22 protein-coding genes and 2 other annotated features (1 of these 24 only partly in view) are annotated in these 21,793 nt (G+C 40.4%); of the genes, 16 read left to right on the top strand and 6 right to left on the bottom strand.

Features of this window, described 5'->3' with window-relative positions:
- Positions 1-13 (top strand) — a sequence feature (ribosomal protein L20 leader region) (it extends 112 nt beyond the left edge of the window).
- A gap of 88 nt (positions 14-101) precedes the next feature.
- The 4 genes from infC to LCM09_RS03315 are packed head-to-tail and all read left to right on the top strand — an operon-like array spanning position 102 to position 1,566.
- Positions 102-605, top strand: a complete 504-nt coding sequence (gene infC, locus LCM09_RS03330) for a translation initiation factor IF-3 (RefSeq protein ID WP_224878696.1) — start codon at positions 102-104, stop codon at positions 603-605.
- A gap of 22 nt (positions 606-627) precedes the next feature.
- On the top strand, positions 628-828 hold the full coding sequence (rpmI, locus tag LCM09_RS03325; protein WP_224878695.1) for a 50S ribosomal protein L35: 201 nt from the start codon (positions 628-630) through the stop codon (positions 826-828).
- A gap of 43 nt (positions 829-871) precedes the next feature.
- Positions 872-1,228 (top strand): 50S ribosomal protein L20, encoded by a 357-nt coding sequence (rplT, locus tag LCM09_RS03320; protein ID WP_224878694.1) that lies wholly within the window; start codon positions 872-874, stop codon positions 1,226-1,228.
- A 56-nt stretch (positions 1,229-1,284) separates the two neighbouring features.
- Positions 1,285-1,566, top strand: coding sequence for a DUF1294 domain-containing protein (locus LCM09_RS03315; protein ID WP_224878693.1), 282 nt, complete (start codon positions 1,285-1,287; stop codon positions 1,564-1,566).
- Here LCM09_RS03315 and LCM09_RS03310 read toward each other — a convergent pair.
- Positions 1,546-2,577, bottom strand: coding sequence for a cytochrome d ubiquinol oxidase subunit II (locus LCM09_RS03310; protein WP_224878692.1), 1,032 nt, complete (start codon positions 2,575-2,577; stop codon positions 1,546-1,548). The two genes, LCM09_RS03315 and LCM09_RS03310, sit on opposite strands and share 21 nt — an antisense overlap.
- Positions 2,578-2,600: 23 nt before the next feature.
- On the bottom strand, positions 2,601-3,926 hold the full coding sequence (locus LCM09_RS03305; RefSeq protein WP_224878691.1) for a cytochrome ubiquinol oxidase subunit I: 1,326 nt from the start codon (positions 3,924-3,926) through the stop codon (positions 2,601-2,603).
- A gap of 142 nt (positions 3,927-4,068) precedes the next feature.
- On the opposite strand from LCM09_RS03305, the gene LCM09_RS03300 reads away from it, so the two are divergent.
- The gene (locus LCM09_RS03300; RefSeq protein ID WP_224878690.1) at positions 4,069-4,641 is read left to right on the top strand and encodes a TVP38/TMEM64 family protein; all 573 of its coding nucleotides are present in this window, start codon (positions 4,069-4,071) and stop codon (positions 4,639-4,641) included.
- Positions 4,642-4,683: 42 nt separating this feature from the next.
- On the opposite strand, the gene LCM09_RS03295 is transcribed toward LCM09_RS03300, so the two are convergent.
- Complete coding sequence (locus LCM09_RS03295; protein WP_224878689.1) at positions 4,684-5,079, bottom strand: sigma-w pathway protein ysdB; 396 nt, start codon at positions 5,077-5,079, stop codon at positions 4,684-4,686.
- 103 nt (positions 5,080-5,182) lie between these two features.
- Between LCM09_RS03295 and LCM09_RS03290 the strand changes: the two genes are divergently transcribed.
- Positions 5,183-5,668, top strand: a complete 486-nt coding sequence (locus LCM09_RS03290; protein ID WP_224878688.1) for a dUTP diphosphatase — start codon at positions 5,183-5,185, stop codon at positions 5,666-5,668.
- A gap of 83 nt (positions 5,669-5,751) precedes the next feature.
- Positions 5,752-6,837, top strand: a complete 1,086-nt coding sequence (locus LCM09_RS03285; RefSeq protein WP_224878687.1) for a M42 family metallopeptidase — start codon at positions 5,752-5,754, stop codon at positions 6,835-6,837.
- Between the two features lie 573 nt (positions 6,838-7,410).
- Here LCM09_RS03285 and sspI read toward each other — a convergent pair.
- Positions 7,411-7,617, bottom strand: coding sequence for a small acid-soluble spore protein SspI (gene sspI / locus LCM09_RS03280; RefSeq protein WP_224878686.1), 207 nt, complete (start codon positions 7,615-7,617; stop codon positions 7,411-7,413).
- Between the two features lie 140 nt (positions 7,618-7,757).
- Between sspI and LCM09_RS03275 the strand changes: the two genes are divergently transcribed.
- From LCM09_RS03275 to pheT, 3 genes are all read left to right on the top strand, one after another.
- Entirely contained in the window at positions 7,758-8,507 is a 750-nt protein-coding gene (locus LCM09_RS03275) for a TrmH family RNA methyltransferase (RefSeq protein WP_224878685.1), read from the top strand.
- Between the two features lie 54 nt (positions 8,508-8,561).
- Positions 8,562-8,777: a binding site (T-box leader), on the top strand.
- 123 nt (positions 8,778-8,900) lie between these two features.
- Positions 8,901-9,935: a phenylalanine--tRNA ligase subunit alpha gene (pheS, locus tag LCM09_RS03270; RefSeq protein ID WP_224878684.1), complete on the top strand. Its 1,035-nt coding sequence runs from the start codon at positions 8,901-8,903 to the stop codon at positions 9,933-9,935.
- An 18-nt stretch (positions 9,936-9,953) separates the two neighbouring features.
- Positions 9,954-12,365: a phenylalanine--tRNA ligase subunit beta gene (pheT, locus tag LCM09_RS03265; RefSeq protein WP_224878683.1), complete on the top strand. Its 2,412-nt coding sequence runs from the start codon at positions 9,954-9,956 to the stop codon at positions 12,363-12,365.
- Positions 12,366-12,639: 274 nt separating this feature from the next.
- On the opposite strand, the gene LCM09_RS03260 is transcribed toward pheT, so the two are convergent.
- Both LCM09_RS03260 and rnhC read right to left on the bottom strand, forming a co-directional pair.
- The gene (locus LCM09_RS03260; RefSeq protein WP_224878682.1) at positions 12,640-13,014 is read right to left on the bottom strand and encodes a cytochrome-c oxidase; all 375 of its coding nucleotides are present in this window, start codon (positions 13,012-13,014) and stop codon (positions 12,640-12,642) included.
- 139 nt (positions 13,015-13,153) lie between these two features.
- Entirely contained in the window at positions 13,154-14,104 is a 951-nt protein-coding gene (rnhC, locus tag LCM09_RS03255; RefSeq protein ID WP_224878681.1) for a ribonuclease HIII, read from the bottom strand.
- A 144-nt stretch (positions 14,105-14,248) separates the two neighbouring features.
- On the opposite strand from rnhC, the gene zapA reads away from it, so the two are divergent.
- The 6 genes from zapA to LCM09_RS03225 all read left to right on the top strand — a co-directional run bounded on the left by zapA (position 14,249) and on the right by LCM09_RS03225 (position 21,629).
- Positions 14,249-14,509: a cell division protein ZapA gene (gene zapA, locus LCM09_RS03250; RefSeq protein ID WP_224878680.1), complete on the top strand. Its 261-nt coding sequence runs from the start codon at positions 14,249-14,251 to the stop codon at positions 14,507-14,509.
- A gap of 6 nt (positions 14,510-14,515) precedes the next feature.
- Positions 14,516-15,058 carry a CvpA family protein gene (locus tag LCM09_RS03245; RefSeq protein WP_224878679.1) on the top strand — a complete coding sequence of 181 codons (543 nt, stop codon included), beginning with the start codon at positions 14,516-14,518 and terminating at the stop codon, positions 15,056-15,058.
- A 71-nt stretch (positions 15,059-15,129) separates the two neighbouring features.
- Positions 15,130-16,863 (top strand): DNA polymerase/3'-5' exonuclease PolX, encoded by a 1,734-nt coding sequence (polX, locus tag LCM09_RS03240; RefSeq protein ID WP_224878678.1) that lies wholly within the window; start codon positions 15,130-15,132, stop codon positions 16,861-16,863.
- 28 nt (positions 16,864-16,891) lie between these two features.
- On the top strand, positions 16,892-19,237 hold the full coding sequence (locus LCM09_RS03235; protein ID WP_224878677.1) for an endonuclease MutS2: 2,346 nt from the start codon (positions 16,892-16,894) through the stop codon (positions 19,235-19,237).
- A 17-nt stretch (positions 19,238-19,254) separates the two neighbouring features.
- On the top strand, positions 19,255-19,662 hold the full coding sequence (locus tag LCM09_RS03230; RefSeq protein ID WP_224878676.1) for a DUF350 domain-containing protein: 408 nt from the start codon (positions 19,255-19,257) through the stop codon (positions 19,660-19,662).
- 272 nt (positions 19,663-19,934) lie between these two features.
- Positions 19,935-21,629 carry an AMP-binding protein gene (locus tag LCM09_RS03225; RefSeq protein ID WP_224878675.1) on the top strand — a complete coding sequence of 565 codons (1,695 nt, stop codon included), beginning with the start codon at positions 19,935-19,937 and terminating at the stop codon, positions 21,627-21,629.
- Positions 21,630-21,793 lie beyond the last annotated feature (164 nt).

Raw genomic sequence — 21,793 nt, 5'->3', positions numbered from 1 at the left:
CTTTTTTTTATGCTTTGAACCGAATAGATAATTTAAGGACATCTTGTTAGATGATCACATCGAACAATTAACCATGGAGGTGGCTGATTATTAGTAGAGACATGAACGTCAATGAGGGCATCCGTGCTCGGGAAGTACGTCTCGTAGGTGCAGACGGAAACCAAATTGGTGTGAAATCAAAAAATGAGGCATTAGATATGGCTCGAAACGCAAATCTTGATCTGGTTATGGTTGCTCCAAACGCAAAACCTCCAGTATGTCGTATTATGGACTACGGAAAGTTTCGCTATGAGCAGCAAAAGAAGGAAAAAGAAGCGCGTAAGAAACAAAAAGTTATTACCGTTAAAGAAGTTCGCTTGAGCCCGAATATCGAGGAACATGACTTCAACACGAAGCTTCGTAACGCACGTAAGTTTCTTGATAAAGGCGACAAAGTGAAGGCATCGATCCGTTTCCGCGGTCGTATGATCACACATTCTGATATCGGTAAAAAGGTGCTTGAGCGCCTTGCAGAAGATTGCAAAGATATCGCAACTGTTGAGTCCAAACCAAAAATGGAAGGACGCAGCATGTTCCTTATCTTAGCACCAATCAGCGAAAAGTAATTCTTTAAGGAGGAACTCACTCATGCCAAAAATGAAATCTCACAGTGGAGCATCAAAGCGTTTTAAGAAAACTGGATCAGGTAAACTTAAGCGTAGCCGTGCTTTCACTAGCCATATGTTCGGTCATAAGACTCAAAAGCAGAAGCGTAAACTTCGTAAAGCTTCTCTTGTGTCAGCTGGAGACTTCAAGCGTATCAAAGCGCTTATCTACAACAAAAAGTAATCGTTAAAATCATACATTGATACACTATTAGGAGGGGTTTAGTATGCCAAGAGTAAAAGGTGGCTACGTAACACGTCGCAGACGTAAAAGAGTCTTAAAACTTGCAAAAGGATATTTCGGATCTAAGTCATTGCTTTTCAAAGTTGCTAATCAGCAAGTTATGAAATCAAACATGTACGCTTATCGTGACCGTCGTCAGAAAAAGCGTGATTTCCGTAAGCTTTGGATCACTCGTATTAACGCTGCTGCACGCATGAACGGACTTTCTTACAGCCGTCTAATGTTCGGTCTTAAGACAGCTGGTATCGAAGTAAACCGTAAAATGCTTGCTGAGCTTGCAATTAGCGATGAAAAAGCATTCGCACAACTTGCATCTAAAGCAAAAGAAAACTTGAAGTAAGTAGACAAGCCATCCTCATCATGTGAGGATGGCTTTTTATGTTAGGAGATATCATAATGAAATTACTTTTAGTATACATCGTATTGCTCAACCTATGGAGCTATATTGTTATGGGATTAGATAAGAACAAGGCTAGAAAACATCGAGCGCGCATATCAGAGAAATCATTGTGGACGAGCTTTCTGCTAGGCGGTGCTTTAGGTGGCTACATAGGCATGAAGCAATTTAAACACAAAACAAAGCACACTAGTTTCGTGTATGGACTGCCAATAGCCATTCTCGTCAACATAGCGTGCTTTTCAGGTGTCTATTATCTATTACGATTCGTTCTGCTTTAAATACCGCTTGTCTTTAAGGAATAATCGCCAAAAGTATATGAACCCGGGGGTAAGGATGAAAAACGCAACAATATAGGTAATGATTAGAGCTCTAAATGTAGCTGGGTTCGTAAAGCCCGTTTCGATTGTAACGTCAGGATAAACAATATAAGGAAGATGAGCTGAACCATACGCGTAGCTTGCAAGTAAATATTGAATAACGACACTAATCATAGCTAGCCTCGGTATTCCTGTACCTTTTTTTCTTGGAATGAAGAGCGCAATATAGCCAATAAAGAATGTAACCACAGACCCAATTAACCACGGCGTATAGTCCAATAAGTTCTCAAATAGCCATTGAGCTTCTGTACGAATGGTTAATACGATTAACGCAGCCATAACAAGAGAGATAGGTCCTACTAGAATTGCGTCTCTTCTATAGATCGTATATGCCTCTGAATCTCCCGCTACATTTGAGTAGTCAGCAAGTAGTAATGAAGAAAGAAACAACGTGCTGGAAATTGCAAAGGCCATATAAGCGTAGACGTTAAAGCTCGTAAAGAGTGCGCCTATATCTAGTTGTCCTGCACCTTCTGTAGGTGTGATAAAACCTCCTTGCGTAATGGGAAGTACTGCTATCAATAACGCAGGGATAAGAAAGCCTGTTATACCGGATATAATGCTGAGAATTTTTTTATACTTTTCTGTTGCTGAGTGTGAAAAAACTAGAAAGGCACTGCGTATCGCCAGGAACAGGATGATGAGACTCCCTGGTATTAAGAGGACTGTGCCAAGAGTGAAGGTTGCACCAGGAAAGAAACTAAACAGTGCTACAACAATCGCAACGATGAAAACATTTGTGACTTCCCACGATGGAGAGAGGTATCTGTTAGCGATTGAAGTAGCTTTTGTGTTGTTTTTGTTTAAGTAGATCATGGACCAGAAACCCGCACCAAAATCAATTGTAGCCATAACCGCATAAATAAAAACGATTCCCCAAATTAACGTGATTGCATAGAGTGCTTCAGACATGTGAACACCACCTTTTCTTTAGTTTATTGATCGATCTCACGCGCCACTGGATTCTTCTTGAAGTAATACCGAAGGACTAAGACAGTTGAGATCATTAAAATGATATAAATAATCAAAAACAATACGAATAGAAGACCGATGTTTCCAGAGGTCGTAACCGCATCTTCCGTTTTCATAACATGGTAGATTACCCACGGCTGCCTTCCGGTACAGGCGAATATCCAACCAAACTCGATCGCAAGCATAGAAAAAGGACCTGCCGATATAAATGCCCACATGAGCCAACGTGGGAAGCTGCCTTTTTTTAGCACCCTGTACCATACAAATCCAACAATCGATAGCAGGATTAACAAGGATCCGATCGCTACCATTGAATTAAACAAAGTGTGAACGAAAAGGGGTGGCCACTCGTCCTCTGGAAACTCTTCGAGTCCAAGAACCTCTGTCTCGAATGAATCGTCTGCTAGATAACTGAGAGCCCACGGAATTTCAATCGCCCACTTCACTTCTCGTTCTTCTTTGTCAGTGAACCCACCAATCGCTAATGGTGCATGTGTCTGAGTTTCAAACAACCCTTCTGCTGCAGCTAGTTTTTCAGGTTGATAAGCATGCAGCTGCTGAGCGGATTCATGACCATTAAGTGATGTTAATAACGAAAATATTCCACCGATCGCAAGTCCCATCATTAAGGCTTTGTGATGAAACTTATATTCTCTCGTATTTCCTTTTTTGAGTCGGATCATCTTATAGGCGGCGATGGAAGCAATGACAAATGCTCCGGTCATTAATGCTGAAACCGTTACGTGTCCCGCTGTTACGATGAATGATGGATTGAAAAAGGCTTCCCATGGGTCGACGTTTACGAATTTACCATCGACAATATCAAACCCAGCAGGTGTTCCTTCGAAGGCATGAACGTTCGTGATTAGAATAGCAGAAGCGCTCGCACCAATCGCTACGAGAGTCACGCTTACGATTCTCATAATCGGTGAGAGTCGATCTGAAGCATAAACATAGATTGACATAAATAGAGCTTCGAGAAAGAAAGCGTAAATCTCGATTTGGAACGGAAGTGCGATGACTCTACCAACTGCTTCCATAAAGCCAGGCCATAGGAGAGAAAGTTGAACTCCTGCTATGGTTCCTGTTGGTATGGCGACTCCGAGTAGAACAGCAAAACCCTTTGTCCAACGTGTAGCCATAATCGCGTAATCTTTGTCTTTGGTTTTTTGGTACATCAGCTCAGCCACAAGGACCATAAGAGGTAGACCAACACCCAAGGTGGCATAGATAATATGTACGCCCATCGTCATACCAAATAGTGAACGGGCTATCACAAGCTCATCCATTTCCATACCCTCCTTTTTCCGATTTGGTTAAATTCCCACTTATTGTCCACGTATTACCAAAAAATATTCCAAAAGCTTACCGCGGGTTTTGACATAACTGCTCGTCTCATGTCATAAAAGTAAAGGAGAAGGGGGGAACATCATGAATGAGCTTGTCCTGCCTCTCGTCGAAGTTGTTTCGAATAGTGGAGTCTATGCCCCGCTTTATTTTATTGTCCTTCATTTTTTACGACAGTTTATATTCGTACCAGTAAGTGTGATCTGTATGGCAGGAGGCGTAATGTTTGGCGCAGTGTATGGAACGATCTATTCTGTAATTGGAATCACAGTCGTAAGCGTCGTTTTTTATTTTGTGATTAAACGTTCTCCATTTTTGTTGAAAAAGATAACGAAAATTAAGAAAAAATGGATGAAGAAGCGAATGCCGATGTCGATTGGTCAAATAGCAATCTTACGATTAGTACCTTTCATGCACTTTCATTTTATTTCACTTTGCCTGATTGAAGTTTCTAGGGATTTTCAGGGATATTTAAAATCATCTTTTTTTACTAACATACCGCTTGCGTTACTTTACTCTTTTTTTGGTACGGCAATCAGAGGGCTTGAACCTCAGCTAATTGTGTTATTGATGCTAGGGTTAGCGATCTTATTTCATTTATTAAGAAGAAGAGAGTGGATCATGAAGTGGGAAGAATTTTTTCAGCCAGCTAGATAAAAAAACGTCCTTGCCACTGGTGGCAAGGACGTTTATATTTTTCTATGAGTTTTCTCGATGTCGAAGGAATTCCTTTACTGGACTCTTCCATTTAATTTCAGCACATGGATACCGCAGGTCCATTTCTTTTTCGAGGAAATAAAAATCTTCTTTTTCGAGCAAATATAGTTCAGAGGCATTTTTTACGCTCACTGAAATGGTAATGATGTCAAAGGAGTTATCTGTTGTCCCAAGATATTTCTCACCTTCGAACAAAGCCCCTTTGTACGTGACTAGAAAATTCTTTCTTGCGTTAGTCGTGTCATCTAAGAAATAATACTGTTTATGGTCGTGAGCTTTTTCAAGTTTTCTTTTTGGATCAGCAAAAAAACGGATTACTGAGTACGCGATAAGTACCATAGCAGCAAGAATAACTAAACGGAACAGAACAATAATCATTTGGCAGCACCTCGTTTTCACTATGCTTCATTACTATTTACGTTTATGATGAAAAAAGGTTTCAAAAAAAAATTAATAATATTATATGGAGAGGACGATAACGTTGAACTTTGAACGCTTGCTTGAACTACAAAAAACATTAGACGACCGAATCCTAGATGAGCATCGCCTGCATACTAGTGATCTTTTTAGTAGAAAGCTTCTTGCTCTACAGGTTGAAGTGGGAGAGCTAGCCAATGAAACAAGATGTTTTAAGTTTTGGAGTACGAAACCAAGAGCTAAAAAGGAAACGATTCTTGAAGAATATGTAGACGGGATTCACTTTATCCTGTCGTTAGGTATTGAACTTGGAATTTCAGAAGTCTCAGCAGATGAGCGATTGGAAACTAGCGAGCCTGTTAAAGCCTTTCAAGAAGTATATCATGCGATCGATGTTCTCCGTGAGAATCAGAGTGTGGAATCATTTCATATTTTGCTTGAGAAATATTTACAGTTAGCAACAGCTATCGATCTTAGCATCGATGAAATTGAACAAGCATACTTAAAGAAGAACGAAATAAACCATCAACGACAGAACCAAGGGTATTAGCTGTAAAAACGTTCTCAATTGTGTAACATTTCCAAAAACGTTATAATGAACGGTGAATGTATACATACAAGGAGGAACTACATATGACGAAGCTTGATGAAACATTGCAGATGCTAAAAGAATTAACTGATGCAAATGGGGTACCAGGTAACGAACGTGAACCTCGTGACGTTATGAGAAGACACATAGAACCACTTGCTGATGAAATGATGACCGATAATCTTGGCAGCTTGATCGCTATGAAGAAAGGGAGTGCGCAAGGTCCTAAAATCATGGTAGCAGGCCACCTTGATGAGATTGGCTTTATGGTAACTCGCATTGATGATAAAGGTTTCTTATGGTTCCAAACAGTTGGAGGCTGGTGGGAGCAGGTAATGCTTGCACAGCGAGTAAACGTTATGACAAGAAAAGGTAACATCATGGGTGTAATCGGGTCTAAACCTCCTCACATTCTTCCTGCCGAGCAGCGTAAGAAATCGATCGACAAGAAAGACATGTTTATCGATATCGGCGCTTCAAGTAGAGAAGAAGCTTTGGAATGGGGGGTTAAGCCTGGTGATTCTGTAGCTCCTGTTTGCGAATTCACAGTTATGAACAATGAAAAAATGCTGATGGCTAAAGCATGGGACAACCGTATTGGCTGTGCGATCGCGATTGAAGTTCTTCGTAAACTACAAGGAGAAGACCACCCGAACACTGTATATGGTGTAGGAACAGTACAAGAAGAAGTAGGTCTTCGCGGAGCAACGACTGCAGCGAACATGATCAAACCTGATATCGGTTTTGCAGTTGACGTGGGTATCGCTGGAGATACTCCAGGAGTATCAGACAAAGACGCTCAATCGAAAATGGGTAAAGGACCTCAAATCATCATGTACGATGCATCGATGGTTGGTCACAAAGGGCTACGTGACTTCGTTACAGACACAGCTGACGAAAACAACATCCCTTACCAATTCGACGCGATTGCAGGTGGTGGAACAGATTCAGGTAAGATTCACCTGACAGCAAACGGTGTACCAGCACTTTCCATCACAATCGCAACACGCTACATCCACACACACGCAGCTATCCTGCACCGTGACGACTTCGAAAACGCAGTTAACCTAATCGTAGAAGTCATTAAGAAAATGGATGATGATAAAGTTAAGGAAATAACGTTTAATTAAGAAAAGCGAAGTTTCGCGTTTAGACACGGAGTCATTGGAGCGCTCACAAAAGAACACGTTTTTTGTGTTCATTTGTGAGAGCGAAATGGCGTAGTGTCTGCGAAACGCAGCTGGACACCAGAAAAGCGAAGACGAGCGGTTAGAAACGGAATCATTGGAACGCTTTTGAAAGAACACGCTTTTTGTGTTCATTCAAAAGAGTGAAATGATGGAGTTTCTGCGAGTCGTAGCTGGACATCAGAAAAGCGAAGTTTCGCGTTTAGACACGGAGTCATTGGAGCGCTTTCGGAAGAACACGCTTTTTGTGTTCATCCGAAAGAGCGAAATGATGGAGTTTCTGCGAGCCGTAGCTAGACACTAGACAAGAGGAGAGCGGCAATGGTTTAGATACCTAAACGCCCACTTCCGCTTTTCGGTGTCTAGCTGCAGGAACCAGGTCCTCGGGTCGCTTCAGCTTTTCAATTGAACACAAAGAACGTGTTCATTTGAAAAGCCTCCAGCGCCTTTCGGACCTAAACGGTTCCTTCCGCTTTTCACACACAAAATCCGGTGGCTTTTGCCACCGGATTTTGCTTATTGTACGCCTTGAGCCATATAAGTGAGCATTTGCTGACGCTCTTCTTCTGGTGCTTCTTTCCAAAGAATTTCGAAAAGGACACCAAGACCTGGTAACATTTTTTCTTCTCCGCTTTGCATCGCGTCGAGAATCGTCGCCTCTATCTGATCCTCATCGTTACCAGATACGTTAGCAAGGATGGCTTTTCTTAAGTTAAGGTCCATGCTTTCCACCTCACCTTTCTCATTCGCTTGGAAACCAAGCAATCTTAGTATGAACGAAAGAGTAATTTTTCATGAATTGTATTGGAAACTTCTTGTTGATGCGTCTATAATGGAATCATTGAAAAATGAAGGAGAGCACTATGCTTATTGAATCTGTGAAAAACCAAAAAGTGAAAGACTGGAAAAAACTCCAGTCAAAAAAAGGTCGAGAGAAAGCATCTGCGTTTCTTATTGAAGGGCCTCATATTGTTGAAGAAGCGGCTAAAGCAAACGCGCTTGTGACAGAAGTCATTTTATCAGAAGGATCAGAGTTTGAAGTTAATTTGTTTAAAGATCAACCAAAAGTCTATACTGTTACTGAGAAAGTGATGAAGGAAATAACGGCGACTGAAACGCCGCAAGGTATTATTGCTGTATGTGAAATGACTGAATCTGTTATAGAGGATAAAGGCAAATTCATTTTGTTAGATGCCATTCAAGACCCAGGTAATCTAGGAACGATTATACGGACTGCTCATAGCGCAGGATACGATGGTGTTCTGCTTGGAAATGGAACGGTCGATCTTTATAACAGTAAGGTTTTACGTTCTACCCAGGGATCACTTTTTCATATACCAATCAAAAAAGTTGATCTACAAGAAGCAGTACAAGACTTTAATAATGCAGGGCTTTCCATTTATGCAACTGAGGTAAGTGGAGGTACACCGTATAATCAGCTTCAAGGTCCTGAGCACTTCGCAATCATTATGGGAAATGAAGCGAACGGTGTTTCGAAAGATCTTCAAGAACTCGCACATGAGAAAGTGTATATCCCTATTTATGGTGGAGCAGAGTCATTAAATGTAGCTGTTGCAGCTGGAATCTTGATGTATGGATTGTTGCCTTCATAATCAGGCTTGCAGACTTTGCGTTTTTTTTCTATAATTATTAAGAACTTCAATATATTAAAAACAATGATAGAGAGTAGTAAACTGTCTCTTCCTATGTAGGGAGGAAATGCCTTGACTGAAAGCATTTCTATAGGAACGCTTTTGAATTCACTCTTGAGTTGCCGCTTGATAAAAAAAGCGGACCGGTTACGAACCGTTATCGTTTACCAAGGCTGATCGTACAATCAGTGAATTAGGGTGGTACCGCGAACTCAAATCTTCGCCCCTTTCCAGAGGGGTGAGGATTTTTTTATTTTCTTAAAACCCGAAGGAAGAGGGATAGAGCATTTAGATATTGTTTTTACACTACCTTAGTGGCTAAGTAGAACAAACATTGAAATGGAGGTAAAAGTTATGCAAGAACGGTTACAAACATTAAAGGAAGAAGCGCTAACTCAAATCGAAGCTGCTTCCTCGATGAAAGAATTGCAAGACATTCGTGTCGCATACTTGGGTAAAAAAGGGCCAATCACAGAAATTTTGAGAGGCATGGGGAAACTTTCTGCTGAAGAACGTCCGAAAATGGGGCAATTAGCAAACGATATTCGCGCTGCAATCTCAGAAAAGCTAGACGAGAAAACACAGGTGATGGAAAAAGCAGCAGTTGAAGAAAAGTTAAAAGAAGAGACGATCGATATCACATTACCAGGTCGACCTGTTAAGAAAGGTAATCATCATCCTTTAACAAGAGTCATTGAAGAAATTGAAGATCTTTTCCTTGGTATGGGTTTTTCAATAGCTGAAGGTCCTGAAGTTGAAACAGATTACTATAATTTCGAAGCGTTAAATTTACCTAAAGATCATCCAGCACGTGATATGCAGGATTCCTTCTATGTTACAGAAGAAACGTTACTTCGCACTCATACTTCACCGATGCAGGCTAGAACGATGGAGAAGCTGAATGGCGAAGGCCCTGTTAAAATCATCGTTCCAGGAAAGGTTTATCGTAGAGATACTGACGATGCTACGCATTCACACCAATTCATGCAGATCGAAGGACTTATGGTTGGTGAAGATGTTCGAATGAGTGACTTGAAAGGTGTTCTTCAATCTTTTGCTAAAAAGATGTTTGGAGAAGAAAGAGAAATTCGTTTACGTCCGAGCTTCTTTCCATTTACTGAACCTTCAGTAGAGATGGATATTTCATGCTTTAACTGTGGAGGAAGTGGTTGCTCTGTTTGTAAAAGTACAGGCTGGATCGAAATTTTAGGTGGCGGAATGGTGCATCCAAATGTGCTTCGTATGTCTGGTTTTGACCCTGAGAAAGTGACCGGTTTTGCATTTGGAATGGGACCTGAAAGAATTGCAATGCTTAAATATGGCATCGATGACATTCGCCATTTCTATACAAATGATAGTAGATTTATTAAGCAATTTAAGCATATATAAGCGTAAGGAGGAGAAATCATGCTCGTATCATTGAACTGGCTAAGTCAGTATGTAGACCTTGAAGGGTATTCAGCTGATGAATTAGCAGAACTGATTACTAAAGGCGGTATTGAAGTTGAAACAGTAGAGAGTTTGAACAAAGGGATCAAAGGCGTAGTCATCGGGCACGTTCTTGAGTGCGTCGGGCATCCAGATGCTGACAAACTTTCTGTATGTAAAGTTGACATAGGGGAAGAAGAACCCGTACAAATTATTTGTGGAGCAGCTAACATAGCTAAAGGACAGTATGTAGCTGTAGCAAAGGTTGGAGCAGTACTTCCTGGTAACTTCAAGATTAAAAAGGCAAAACTTCGTGGAGAACCTTCTCATGGAATGATTTGCTCTCTACAAGAACTTGGGATTGAAAGCAAGCTTGTTCAGAAAGAATATGCTGAAGGAATCTTCGTATTTAGTGATGAGGTTACGCCTGGTGAAGATGCGTTAGAATATTTAAATCTGAATGATAACGTTCTTGAACTTGGTCTTACTCCAAACCGCGCAGATGCTATGAATATGATTGGCATAGCTTATGAGGTAGGCGCTGTCTTAAATCGTCCCATTTCTCTACCTTCTCCAGAGCTTGTTCGTTCTGAAGAGAATGCGGAAGACTACGTATCAGTTCGAGTTGAAAACGAAGAAAACACCCCATATTATGGCGCTACTATAATAAAAGACATTACTGTAAAGCCTTCTCCACAGTGGCTTGTAAACAGACTTGTCTCTGCTGGTATACGACCGATTAACAATGTAGTAGACATAACGAATTTCGTACTTCTTGAATATGGTCAGCCATTGCATGCATTCGACTATGACCGCTTTGGCTCAAAAGAGGTTGTTGTCAGACGAGCTAATCAAGGAGAAAAAATTGTAACGCTCGATGATACAGAACGCACGCTTTCAAGTGACCATCTTGTTATTACAAACGGGACTAATCCGGTTGCGGTAGCAGGTGTTATGGGTGGAGCTGATTCAGAGGTTCAACAAGATACCACCACTGTATTGCTTGAGGCTGCTTATTTTAATAGTAAGCTTGTTCGAAAATCATCAAAAGATCTTGGACTACGAAGTGATTCTAGTGCGCGGTTCGAGAAGGGAATCGATCGCAATCGCGTAGTACCAGCAAGTGAAAGAGCAGCACAGCTCATGCAAGAACTTGCGGGTGGAACTGTCTTAAGAGGAGTTTCTGAACAGGGCGCTCGTCATATTGAAGCGAAAGATGTGACTGTGGAAGTTTCTAGAATCAATCAAGTGCTTGGAACTGAGATTTCTGAATCCGACGTTGCAGCAATCTTTGATCGTCTGCAGTTTTCTTATAAAAACTTCGGTGGAACATTTACTGTTCAGGTTCCTCCAAGACGTCCTGATATTACGATTACAGAAGACTTGATTGAGGAAGTTGGTCGTCTTTATGGGTATGATAATGTACCTGCTACGCTTCCGATTACAGAAAGCACGCCAGGTCAATTAACTGACTTTCAATTAAAGCGCCGTCGCGTTAGGCGTTTACTTGAAGGAGCTGGGCTTTATCAAGCTGTGACGTATTCATTGACTTCTCCTGCAAAGCGTGTGTTCTTCTCAGATGAGTCACCTGAAGCCATTCGTCTTGCAATGCCGATGAGTGAAGAACGTAGTGAACTTCGTACAAGTTTACTTCCTCATCTTCTTGAAGCTGCACAATACAATATTAATCGTCAGCTTGAGAACCTTGCTTTTTATGAAACAGCTTCAGTATTCCTACCTTCTGGATCCGACCTTCCTGAAGAACAGGAACATCTTGCAGGAGTAATGACAGGATTATGGCAAGAGCACCCATGGCAAAAAGAAAAGAAACCAGCTGATTTCTTTGTAATCAAAGGTATTGTAGAAGAAATAGCTGAGGATCTTGGTTTAGAAGATCGCTTAACTTTTGTTCGTGCCGAAGAGCCTAAGCTACATCCAGGAAGGACAGCAGCAATTCAACTTGATGGTGAATTGATCGGTTATATTGGTCAGCTACATCCAGAAGTAGAAAAAGAGCTGGATTTACCAGAAACGTATGTTTTTGAACTTAACCTTGAAAAGGTGCTTAAGGCTAACGTAGCTCACCTGAAATACGCAAAGCTTCCTCGCTTCCCTTCAGTTACACGAGATGTAGCGTTGGTGGTAGATGAAACACTTGAAGCAGCGGAAGTTAAGCGTGTGATTAAAGAAGTAGGTGGAGATAAGCTAGTCGATATTAACCTTTTCGACGTTTATCAAGGAGAGCATCTTGAAGATGGTAAGAAGTCGCTTGCCTTTTCGTTACGATATTACAACCCTGAACAAACCTTAACTGAAGAAGAAGTTAAGAATGCCCATGATCGCGTATTACAAGCTGTAGAAGAACAGTTTGGAGCAGCGTTACGTAGCTAAATAAAAAAGCATGCAAAAAAAGCTGTCGAGAAACTCGACAGCTTTTTTATTTGCATTTAAAAAGTCACAATAACTATTCTTATAGCGTGAGAGGTTTCAAAATTCAATACCTACCATCTAGTAGGAGAGAATATCGCTGACTCCTGCGGAAAAACGGGCGACCGAGACCCCGGAATGGTCTTTATGAGGAGGCTCGGGCGTTCGTCCCCGGAAAGCATGCGATATTCATCGATTACGGCATAGGGAGCAGAAGAACAAGGGGTTCCCTTAAGTTTTATTCTTTTGAAGCTGGTTTAATATTTGATAGTACATTGATCACAAACAATATGACTGATATATACAACACAAAACTTCCTATGATTACGAGAAGAATCAAAGAATCGTTTCCGTATAGTAAAAAACCAAGCCCAAGCATAAAGACAGGAAGAGATAGGTTGTATAACCAGAAATGAAGTTTAGCGAGAAGATTATTAGAGATATCAAAATGGTGATAGATTAGTCCAAATATAGCCATTGATACCCAGCCAACTAGGTTAATATGCGCATGTAAACCTGATAAGGAATGGTCGTGTGACATCTCCATAGAAATGCCAATGCTCAATCCAATAAAAAGATAGACAACAGCTAATTTAATAAACGTAATCCCCATCTTGTTACTCCCCCATTCTTTTCATACTAACGCTATTATATTTACGAATCCTCCTGTTAGTACTGTAAATTTCACCATGATAGGAAAGATGAGGGAAAATAAAAAAAGAAAGCTGGCTTTTACTCGCCAGCTTTCTTAGTTATCGACGTTTGTTAGCTTTCTCAGCCAGGTCTTTCGCTTTCTGACTATTAGCGAAGTGCACTTTTGCAACTTTATTTAGAACATCTTCTCCGTGTTTTTGAATTAATTTTGCCGCAGCCTGATCAACGATTGGACCAGCTCCTTTTGGAAGTTCTACCTTGTTTTCTTTGCCAAGGCGATTCATTTCCATAACGAAGGAGTACCTTGCGATGATCGATGCCGCCGCAACCGCTAGATGAAGTTCTTCGGCTTTTGTTGCAAAATATACCGAATCCTTAACAATTGTAGGCTGGCCTTTTAAGTAGTTGAAGTATACTTCTGGTTTAGCAAATTGATCGACGAGGATCGCGTCATAGGAAGATACTTTTTTCTGCACGTTATGAATGGCTTGATTATGCAGTAATGCTTTCATTTTCCCCTGGTTCATGCCTTTCTTTTGCATAGCATTATACTTTTCATTCGGGAGAACAAGTAGACTATATGAAATCGTTTTGATTAAGTTTTTTGCTATTTCAATAATCTCTGGGTCCTTCATGCCCTTTGAGTCTCTTACGCCTAACTCTTTTAATAGAGGCATTTGTTTTTTATCTACAAATGCAGCCACGACCGTCATAGGACCAAAGAAATCTCCTGTACCTACTTCATCACTACCTATAGCTGATAAAGTTGAAATTGTAGGTGGAGGAGCGAACTTGTGATCGCCGACTTTCTTACCTGTTTTCTTTTTAGGAGAAGGTGTTCCTGCGCCTGATTGCCAAGGCTTCGCTTCTGTTTCAGCGCTAGATCCTTGAAACAGGACTTTACCTGATCGGTATGCTGTAATAGTACAGGAAGGTAATTTGGCCACAAAAACGCTTCCTGGCGGTTGTTTATCGCTTAACATGCTGTTGTAATTATTTCTCATTTCCGTCATAATGGATGGTGATACAGTTATTACTACCTGTGACATAATAAAACTCCCTTTGTTAGCTATACTGCAACCTATTATAGCAGACTGTACCTACAACAAGAATTATCCAATATATTTTTCAACAACATCGTTTCGTGATATGATACAAGTTAGGATTCTTTCTCATGATAGGAGGCTTATTGGGTGACAGATAGTCATGATAAAGTTCGCACTACAGTTGATATCTATGGTGAACAATATAAAATAGTTGGCGATAAAAGTCATCAACATATTCAAGAAGTCTCTACTATAGTCGATGAGAAGATGCGTGAAATAAAGGGTATGAATCCCTATCTCGATACAAAACGACTAGCAGTATTGACTGCAGTAAATATAGTTAACGAATATGTGATGATCAAAAAGGAACTTGAAGAACTGAAGAAAAAACTTAGAGAAGAGGAATAACGTAAGATGGTTGATCTAATTCTTTTGATTATACTGGTTAGTGGATTTCTAGTTGGCTTGCGAAGAGGGTTAATTCTGCAAGTCGTCCACCTAACTGGTTTTATTGTATCGTTTATCGTTGCGTATGCATATTTCCGTGATCTTGCACCACATTTAAAGCTTTGGATACCTTATCCTTCATTAGGAGGAGAAGCTTCTGCTTCAGCAATGGTATTCGATTCAATAAATCTGGAAGCTACATATTACAGTGGAATAGCTTTCGCACTATTGTTCTTTGCAACCAAAATTATAATGCAGATCATTGGATCAATGCTTGATTTCCTAGCAGAACTTCCTATATTAAAAACAGTGAATGGTTGGTTAGGAGGATTGCTTGGATTTGTGGAGGTCTACATCGTCGTTTTTCTCTTCCTTTTTCTTGCAGCTCTGTTCCCGAATGAAACTGTTCAGATGGCAATATCTGACTCGGTGATTGCTGAGAGTATTGTAAAGCATACACCAGTGCTGACAGAACAAATAAAAGATTTATGGAGTACACACGTCGCATAACCCTTCACCATGAAGGGTTATTTGTTTGTGATAGAATGGAATAGGAAAAAACCTTTAATTGACGATTCCTTATGAAGGGTGAGATCGAAGTGAATAAAAAAAATGTTATCAACTACCTTGAAGAAATAGCAGTTTATATGGAATTAAAGGGTGAAAATCCTTTTAAAATATCTGCCTTTAGGAAAGCCGCTCGAGCTCTTGAGACGGATGATCGAAGTATGAACCAAATCAGTGATCCAGCTGAGCTTAATGGAATTGGTAAAGGTACAGCAGCGGTTATTAATGAAATCATAGCAAGTGGAGAATCAGAAACCTTAGAATCGTTAAAAAAAGACGTGCCTAAAGGGTTAGTTCCACTTCTTAAATTACCAGGACTCGGTGGCAAAAAAATTGCAAAGCTTTATCACGAACTTGGTGTTGTCGATATGAAAACACTTGAAGAGGCATGTAAACAAGAGAAGATACAAGAACTGCCAGGGTTCGGGAAGAAAAGTGAAGAGAAAATTTTAGCGGCGATTGATGAAGCTGGAAAGAGACCAGAAAGACTATCGATCGCATATATGTTACCTCTTGCAGAAAGAATTGAACAGCAGCTAGAAAACATAGATGGAATAGAGCGATTTGCAAGAGCAGGCAGCCTTAGACGGATTCGAGAAACGATCAAAGATCTTGATTTTATTATCGCTACAACTAGAGCAGCGGATGTTTCAGAGGCGCTTGTTTCCTTAGAAGGCGTTTCGAAAATCGTTGTTCAAGGAGAGACGAAAATCACGCTGGAAATGGATGATGAGTATTCAGTTTCAGTTGATTTTAGAATCGTTAAACCAGAAGAATTTGCTTCAACACTCCATCATTTCACAGGTTCAAAAAACCATAATGTTAAAATGCGTCAAATTGCTAAACTAAAGGGCGAGAAAATTAGTGAGTATGGCGTTGAATCAATTGAAACAGGTGAAGTATTAACGTTTGAAGATGAAAAAGAATTCTATAACCATTTCGGGTTGGCATTCATTCCACCAGAAATACGGGAAGATAGTGGTGAGATTGAGGCAGCGGAAGAATCAGAATTTCAACTTGTTTCTTTAAGTGATATTAAAGGTGACCTTCATATGCACTCTACATGGAGTGATGGTGCTTATACAATAGAAGAAATGGCAGAGAGAGCAAGAGAAAAGGGCTACTCTTACATTGCGATAACAGATCACTCTCAGTACTTAAAAGTTGCCAATGGGTTAACACCAGATCGACTACGCGAGCAACGACTCGAGATTAATCGTTTGAATGAGAAGTGGGATGATTTCAAAATCTTCTCAGGCGTAGAGATGGATATCCTCCCTGATGGCACACTCGATTATGATGATGAGCTTCTAGAAGAGATGGACTTCGTTATTGCTTCGATTCACTCTTCATTTAATCAAGACGAAGAGACGATTATGGCAAGACTTGAAACGGCATTAAGAAGTCACCATGTTGATTTGATCGCCCACCCATCAGGAAGGCTACTCGGAAGAAGAAAAGGGTATGCTCTAGACCATGAGAAGCTAATTGCACTTGCTAAAGAAACGAATACGGCTCTTGAACTGAACGCAAATCCGAATCGTCTAGATTTAGCAGCAACGTGGCTTAGGAAAGCGCAGGAAGAAGATGTGAAAATAATGATCAATACCGATGCGCACCACATGGATATGCTTGAACATATGGAAATTGGCGTATCAGCAGGAAGAAGAGGCTGGTTACGAAAAGAAAGTGTGATAAATACATTTACGGCAGAAGAATTGGAAGCATTTTTCAACCGTCATAAATAAATTTTTGCTTCACAGGAGGAACGGACCATTGAACAGTAGAGTGTTGCGACTGCTTGAATTTGAAAAAGTTAAAGAGAGACTTGGGAAGCATGTTTCTTCTTCTCTAGGGAAGCAAAAAACCGAACAACTCGTCCCATCCTATAATCTAGAAGAAGTGAACGGTTACCTGAATGAAACGGATGAAGGGCGGACTGTCATTCGCCTCCGTGGCCAAGCTCCCCTAGGTGGAATTAGAGATATTCGTCCAAGCTTGAAGAGAGCTGAAATCGGAGGAGTACTAAACCCGTCAGAACTATTGGATATTTCGAGTACGATTTATGGTGGGAAAAGGTTTAAAACCTTCTTAGAAAACATGATTGAGGATGGAATAGAGGTTCCTTTATTAGGTGCACTCGTAAATCAGATCATGAGTGAGACTGAGCTTGAGCGTGAAATTAATGCTTGCGTTGACCAGGATGGCGATTTGCTTGATTCAGCAAGTGATGCATTAAGACGTCTTCGTACACAGCTCAGAAGTTATGAGTCAAGGGTAAGAGAGAAGTTGGAAAGTTTAATTCGTTCTTCAAGCACTAGAAAAATGTTGTCTGATGCACTGGTAACAATTCGAAATGAACGGTATGTAATACCAGTCAAACAAGAGTACAGAAGCTCATTCGGAGGAATGGTCCATGATCAATCGTCATCAGGCGCGACTCTTTTTATTGAGCCTCAATCCGTTGTTTCTATTAACAACCAACTCAAAGAGGTAAAGGTAAAAGAAAAGCAAGAAATTGAACGCATCCTGACAGAGTTAACTGTAAAAGTAGCTGAATCAGCAGAGACGCTAAGACACAATGTAGACATGCTAGCAGAGATCGATTTTATATTTGCGAGAGCACTTTATGCCAATGAATTAAAAGCAACGAAACCTGCAATGAACGATAAAGGAGCTTTTGAGATCAGGAAAGGTCGACACCCTCTTCTTCCTCAGGACGAAGTTGTTCCGATATCCATTGCGCTTGGAGATGATTATTCATCACTAGTTATTACGGGACCCAACACAGGGGGGAAAACAGTTACGTTAAAAACTGCGGGACTGTTAACTCTGATGGCGCAATCAGGGCTTCATATTCCTGCAGATGACGATTCTTCCATGTCGATCTTCCAACATATTTTCGCAGATATTGGGGATGAACAGTCAATTGAGCAAAGCTTAAGTACTTTTTCATCTCATATGACGAACATCGTTGGAATCCTTGATAACTTAGATCATAACAGTCTTGTCTTATTTGATGAACTTGGAGCAGGTACAGATCCACAGGAGGGTGCGGCGCTAGCCATCTCTATTTTAGATTATGTTTACAACAGTGGAGCAAAAGTAATTGCTACGACTCACTATAGTGAGCTAAAGGCGTATGCCTATAATCGAGAAGGTGTTATGAATGCTAGTGTAGAATTTGATGTTGAAACGTTACGTCCTACGTACCGACTGTTAATAGGGGTGCCTGGGCGAAGTAATGCCTTTGAAATTTCTAGAAGGCTCGGATTAATGGAAGTCATTATTGATGATGCAAGATCTCAGATCTCAAGTGAAAGTAATAAGGTAGATAAGATGATTTCTTCACTTGAAGATAGTCAGAAGAAAGCAGAGTCTGATCGAGAGAGTGCTGAAGTTATTCGAAAAGAAGCAGAGGCATTAAAGAAAGACCTTGAAGCACAGCTTGAAAAGTTTGAGAATCAGAGAGATCGAATGTTAGAAGACGCTGAAAAGCGTGCGGAAGAAGAAGTTGAAAAGGCAAAAGAAAAAGCCAAAAAGATTATTCATGACCTTCGTACATTCCAGAAAGGCTCGGTAAAAGAACACCAACTTATCGATGCTCAAAAACAGCTAGATGAATCAAAGCCAGAGCTTAAAGCTAGCAAACAACCATCGAAAAAGGCGCAGGTTACGTCTTATCAGCCCGGTGATGAGGTTAAAGTAATCAGCTTTAATCAAAAGGGACATATCGTTGATCAAGTTGGTAAGAACGAATATCAAGTTCAGCTTGGAATTATGAAAATGAATGTTAAGGCGAACGATCTTGAGAAAATCAAGTCCAAACCTGTTGTCGAAACGAAACCGCTTGTTTCCGTACGTGGACGTGATAGCTCCGTTAAGACAGAGTTAGACTTAAGAGGAAAGCGGTATGAAGACGCTCAAATGCAAGTAGAGCGTTATATTGATGATGCATTATTAGCAGGATATCATCAGGTTTCGATCATACATGGTAAAGGAACTGGCGCACTAAGAAAAGGCGTACATGAATGGTTGAAACGTCACTCTCGAGTTAAAACCCTAAGAATGGGTGGCATGAATGAAGGCGGTGGCGGGGTAACCGTCGTCGAATTGAAATAAAGAAAGGAAGCTCGGAGATGGATCGACTTTGGGACAGTGTAGCTTTTCAAACGGCAGCCACCTATAGTGTTGTCGTCGTATGTTTGATTGTATTTCTTGCGGCCTTTGAATTTGTTACTTCTTACCGAAACTGGGATGAAATCAAAAATGGAAACCTGGCCGTTGCTATGGCGACGGGCGGAAAGATTTTTGGTATTGCTAATATTTTTCGTTTTTCAATTGAACATAATGATTCTCTTGTTACTATGATGGGCTGGGGAGTATTTGGATTCGTTCTATTATTGATCGGATATTTTACGTTCGAATTTCTAACTCCTAAATTTCGAATTGATGAAGAAATAAAACAAGACAACCGTGCAGTAGGGTTTATTTCCATGGTCATTTCAGTCGGCCTTTCATTTGTAATAGGAGCAGGGATAAGTTAAGGGGAGAGTTGGATGGAGACCTTATGGAAAGTGCTCATGGTCGTATCAGGTATATTCTTTATTGCTGGAATCGTATATTTGCTTTATTTTGTTTAGAAAAGACAGGTGAAAACCTGTCTTTTTTTCATTTTTATGAGACAAGTTGTGACGAAAATTGCCATTCTATTCAAAAAAATCAAAAAAAGATAGGATATTTTCTTGTTTTTCATTATAATTATTTTATAGAGAGAATAGGGTTTGAAAGGAGAGTTGAAAGGGAGGTTGAAAAAATAATGGAGAATATTAGCGAAAAACCATGGTTTTCGCATTATGATGAGGGCGTACCACCAACGATAGACTATGATAACAAGCCTCTTCATCAGTACTTGGTAGATGCTGCACAAAACTACCCGAATAAGAAGGCAGTTCACTTTTTAGGGAAAGAGCTAACGTATCAAGAACTTTACGACCGAGCAAACCGACTAGCAAACTCGTTGAAAGATCATGGGCTTGAGAAGGGTGCCAGGGTATCGATCATGCTGCCTAACTGTCCTCAAGCTGTTATTAGTTACTACGCAGTACTAATGGCAGGCGGTATTGTTGTACAAACAAACCCCCTGTATATGGAAAGGGAGCTGGAACATCAGTTAACGGATTCGGATGCGTCTATCATTATTTGCCTCGACCTCGTGTTACCAAAAGTGTTAAATGTGAAAAATAAGACTACGTTACAGCATGTTGTCGTTACTAAAATAAATGAGTACTTGCCATTTCCAAAGAACTTCCTTTATCCGCTCGTTCAAAAGAAAAATAAGCAAGGACCAATTGTTGAAATTCCACTGAACGAGGACATTCATACTTTTCAAAGTTGGGTGAAAAATGGAAGGTCTGAGGAAATCGAATTAGATATAGATCCTAAAGAGGATTTGGCTTTGCTTCAATATACTGGTGGGACAACAGGTCTAGCGAAAGGCGTCATGTTAACACACTATAATCTCGTTGTGAATACGATGCAGATGATCGTATGGAATCGAGACATCACCTATGGTGAAGAGAGGATATTAGGCGTTCTGCCTTTCTTTCACGTATATGGGATGACCTGTGTGATGAACTTCTCTATTATGTTTGCTTCCAAAATGATTATTTTACCTAAATTCGAACCTAGAGACACATTGAAGACAATCCATAAACAAAAGCCAACGTTATTCCCAGGTGCGCCTACCATCTATATCTCATTACTAAATGAACCTGACTTTGATAGCTATGACTTATCGTCGATCAAGTCTTGTATTAGTGGATCAGCACCACTGCCAATCGAGGTTCAGCAGAAATTCCAGGAGAAGATCAGTGGAAGACTCGTAGAAGGGTATGGCTTAACGGAATCCTCACCTGTAACACACGCGAATCCCATATCTGATGGGAATATAATCGGGAGTGTAGGTATGCCTTGGCCAGATACCGATGCCAAAATAGTAAACCCTGAAGGTGAGGTTGCAGAAGTTAAAGAGATTGGTGAACTCATTGTGAAGGGTCCTCAGGTTATGAAGGGATACTGGAATAGACCTGATGAAACTGAAGCGGTTCTAAAAGATGGCTGGCTTTTTACTGGTGACATGGCATATCAAGACGAAAATGGTTATTTTTATATCGTAGACCGGAAAAAAGATATGATTATCGCAGGCGGCTTTAATATCTATCCACGTGAAGTTGAAGAGGTCTTATATGAACATCCTTCCGTTCAAGAAGCTGTTATAATAGGGGTTCCTGATCCTTATCGTGGGGAGACAGTAAAAGCATTCGTCGTTCTTAAGAGTAATAATCGTTGTACGGAAGAAGATTTAGATCAACATTGTAGGCGCTTTCTTGCGGCTTACAAAGTTCCACATCTATACGAATTTCGTGAAGAGCTTCCAAAAACTACAGTTGGGAAAATTCTTCGAAGAGTGCTTGTTGATGAAGAAAAGGAAAAGGAAAGTCAATCGCTGTAGCGATTGGCTTTCTTCTTTATTTAATGAGAAATATTAACTGGGAAATTAATTAGAAAAATTCGCACATTTCAGCTTATTATGATATGATGAATTTGCAATTATCCTTGCATTCAAATTGAGCGCTCGCTCAGAAATCCGATATTGACAGCTACTATGGTGTACAG

The sequence above is a fragment of the Guptibacillus algicola genome, assembly GCF_020171805.1.
Lineage (GTDB): Bacteria > Bacillota > Bacilli > Bacillales > Guptibacillaceae > Guptibacillus > Guptibacillus algicola.
The sequence above is the reverse complement of the archived record's forward strand: the minus strand, read 5'-3'. Positions and strand labels throughout refer to the sequence as shown.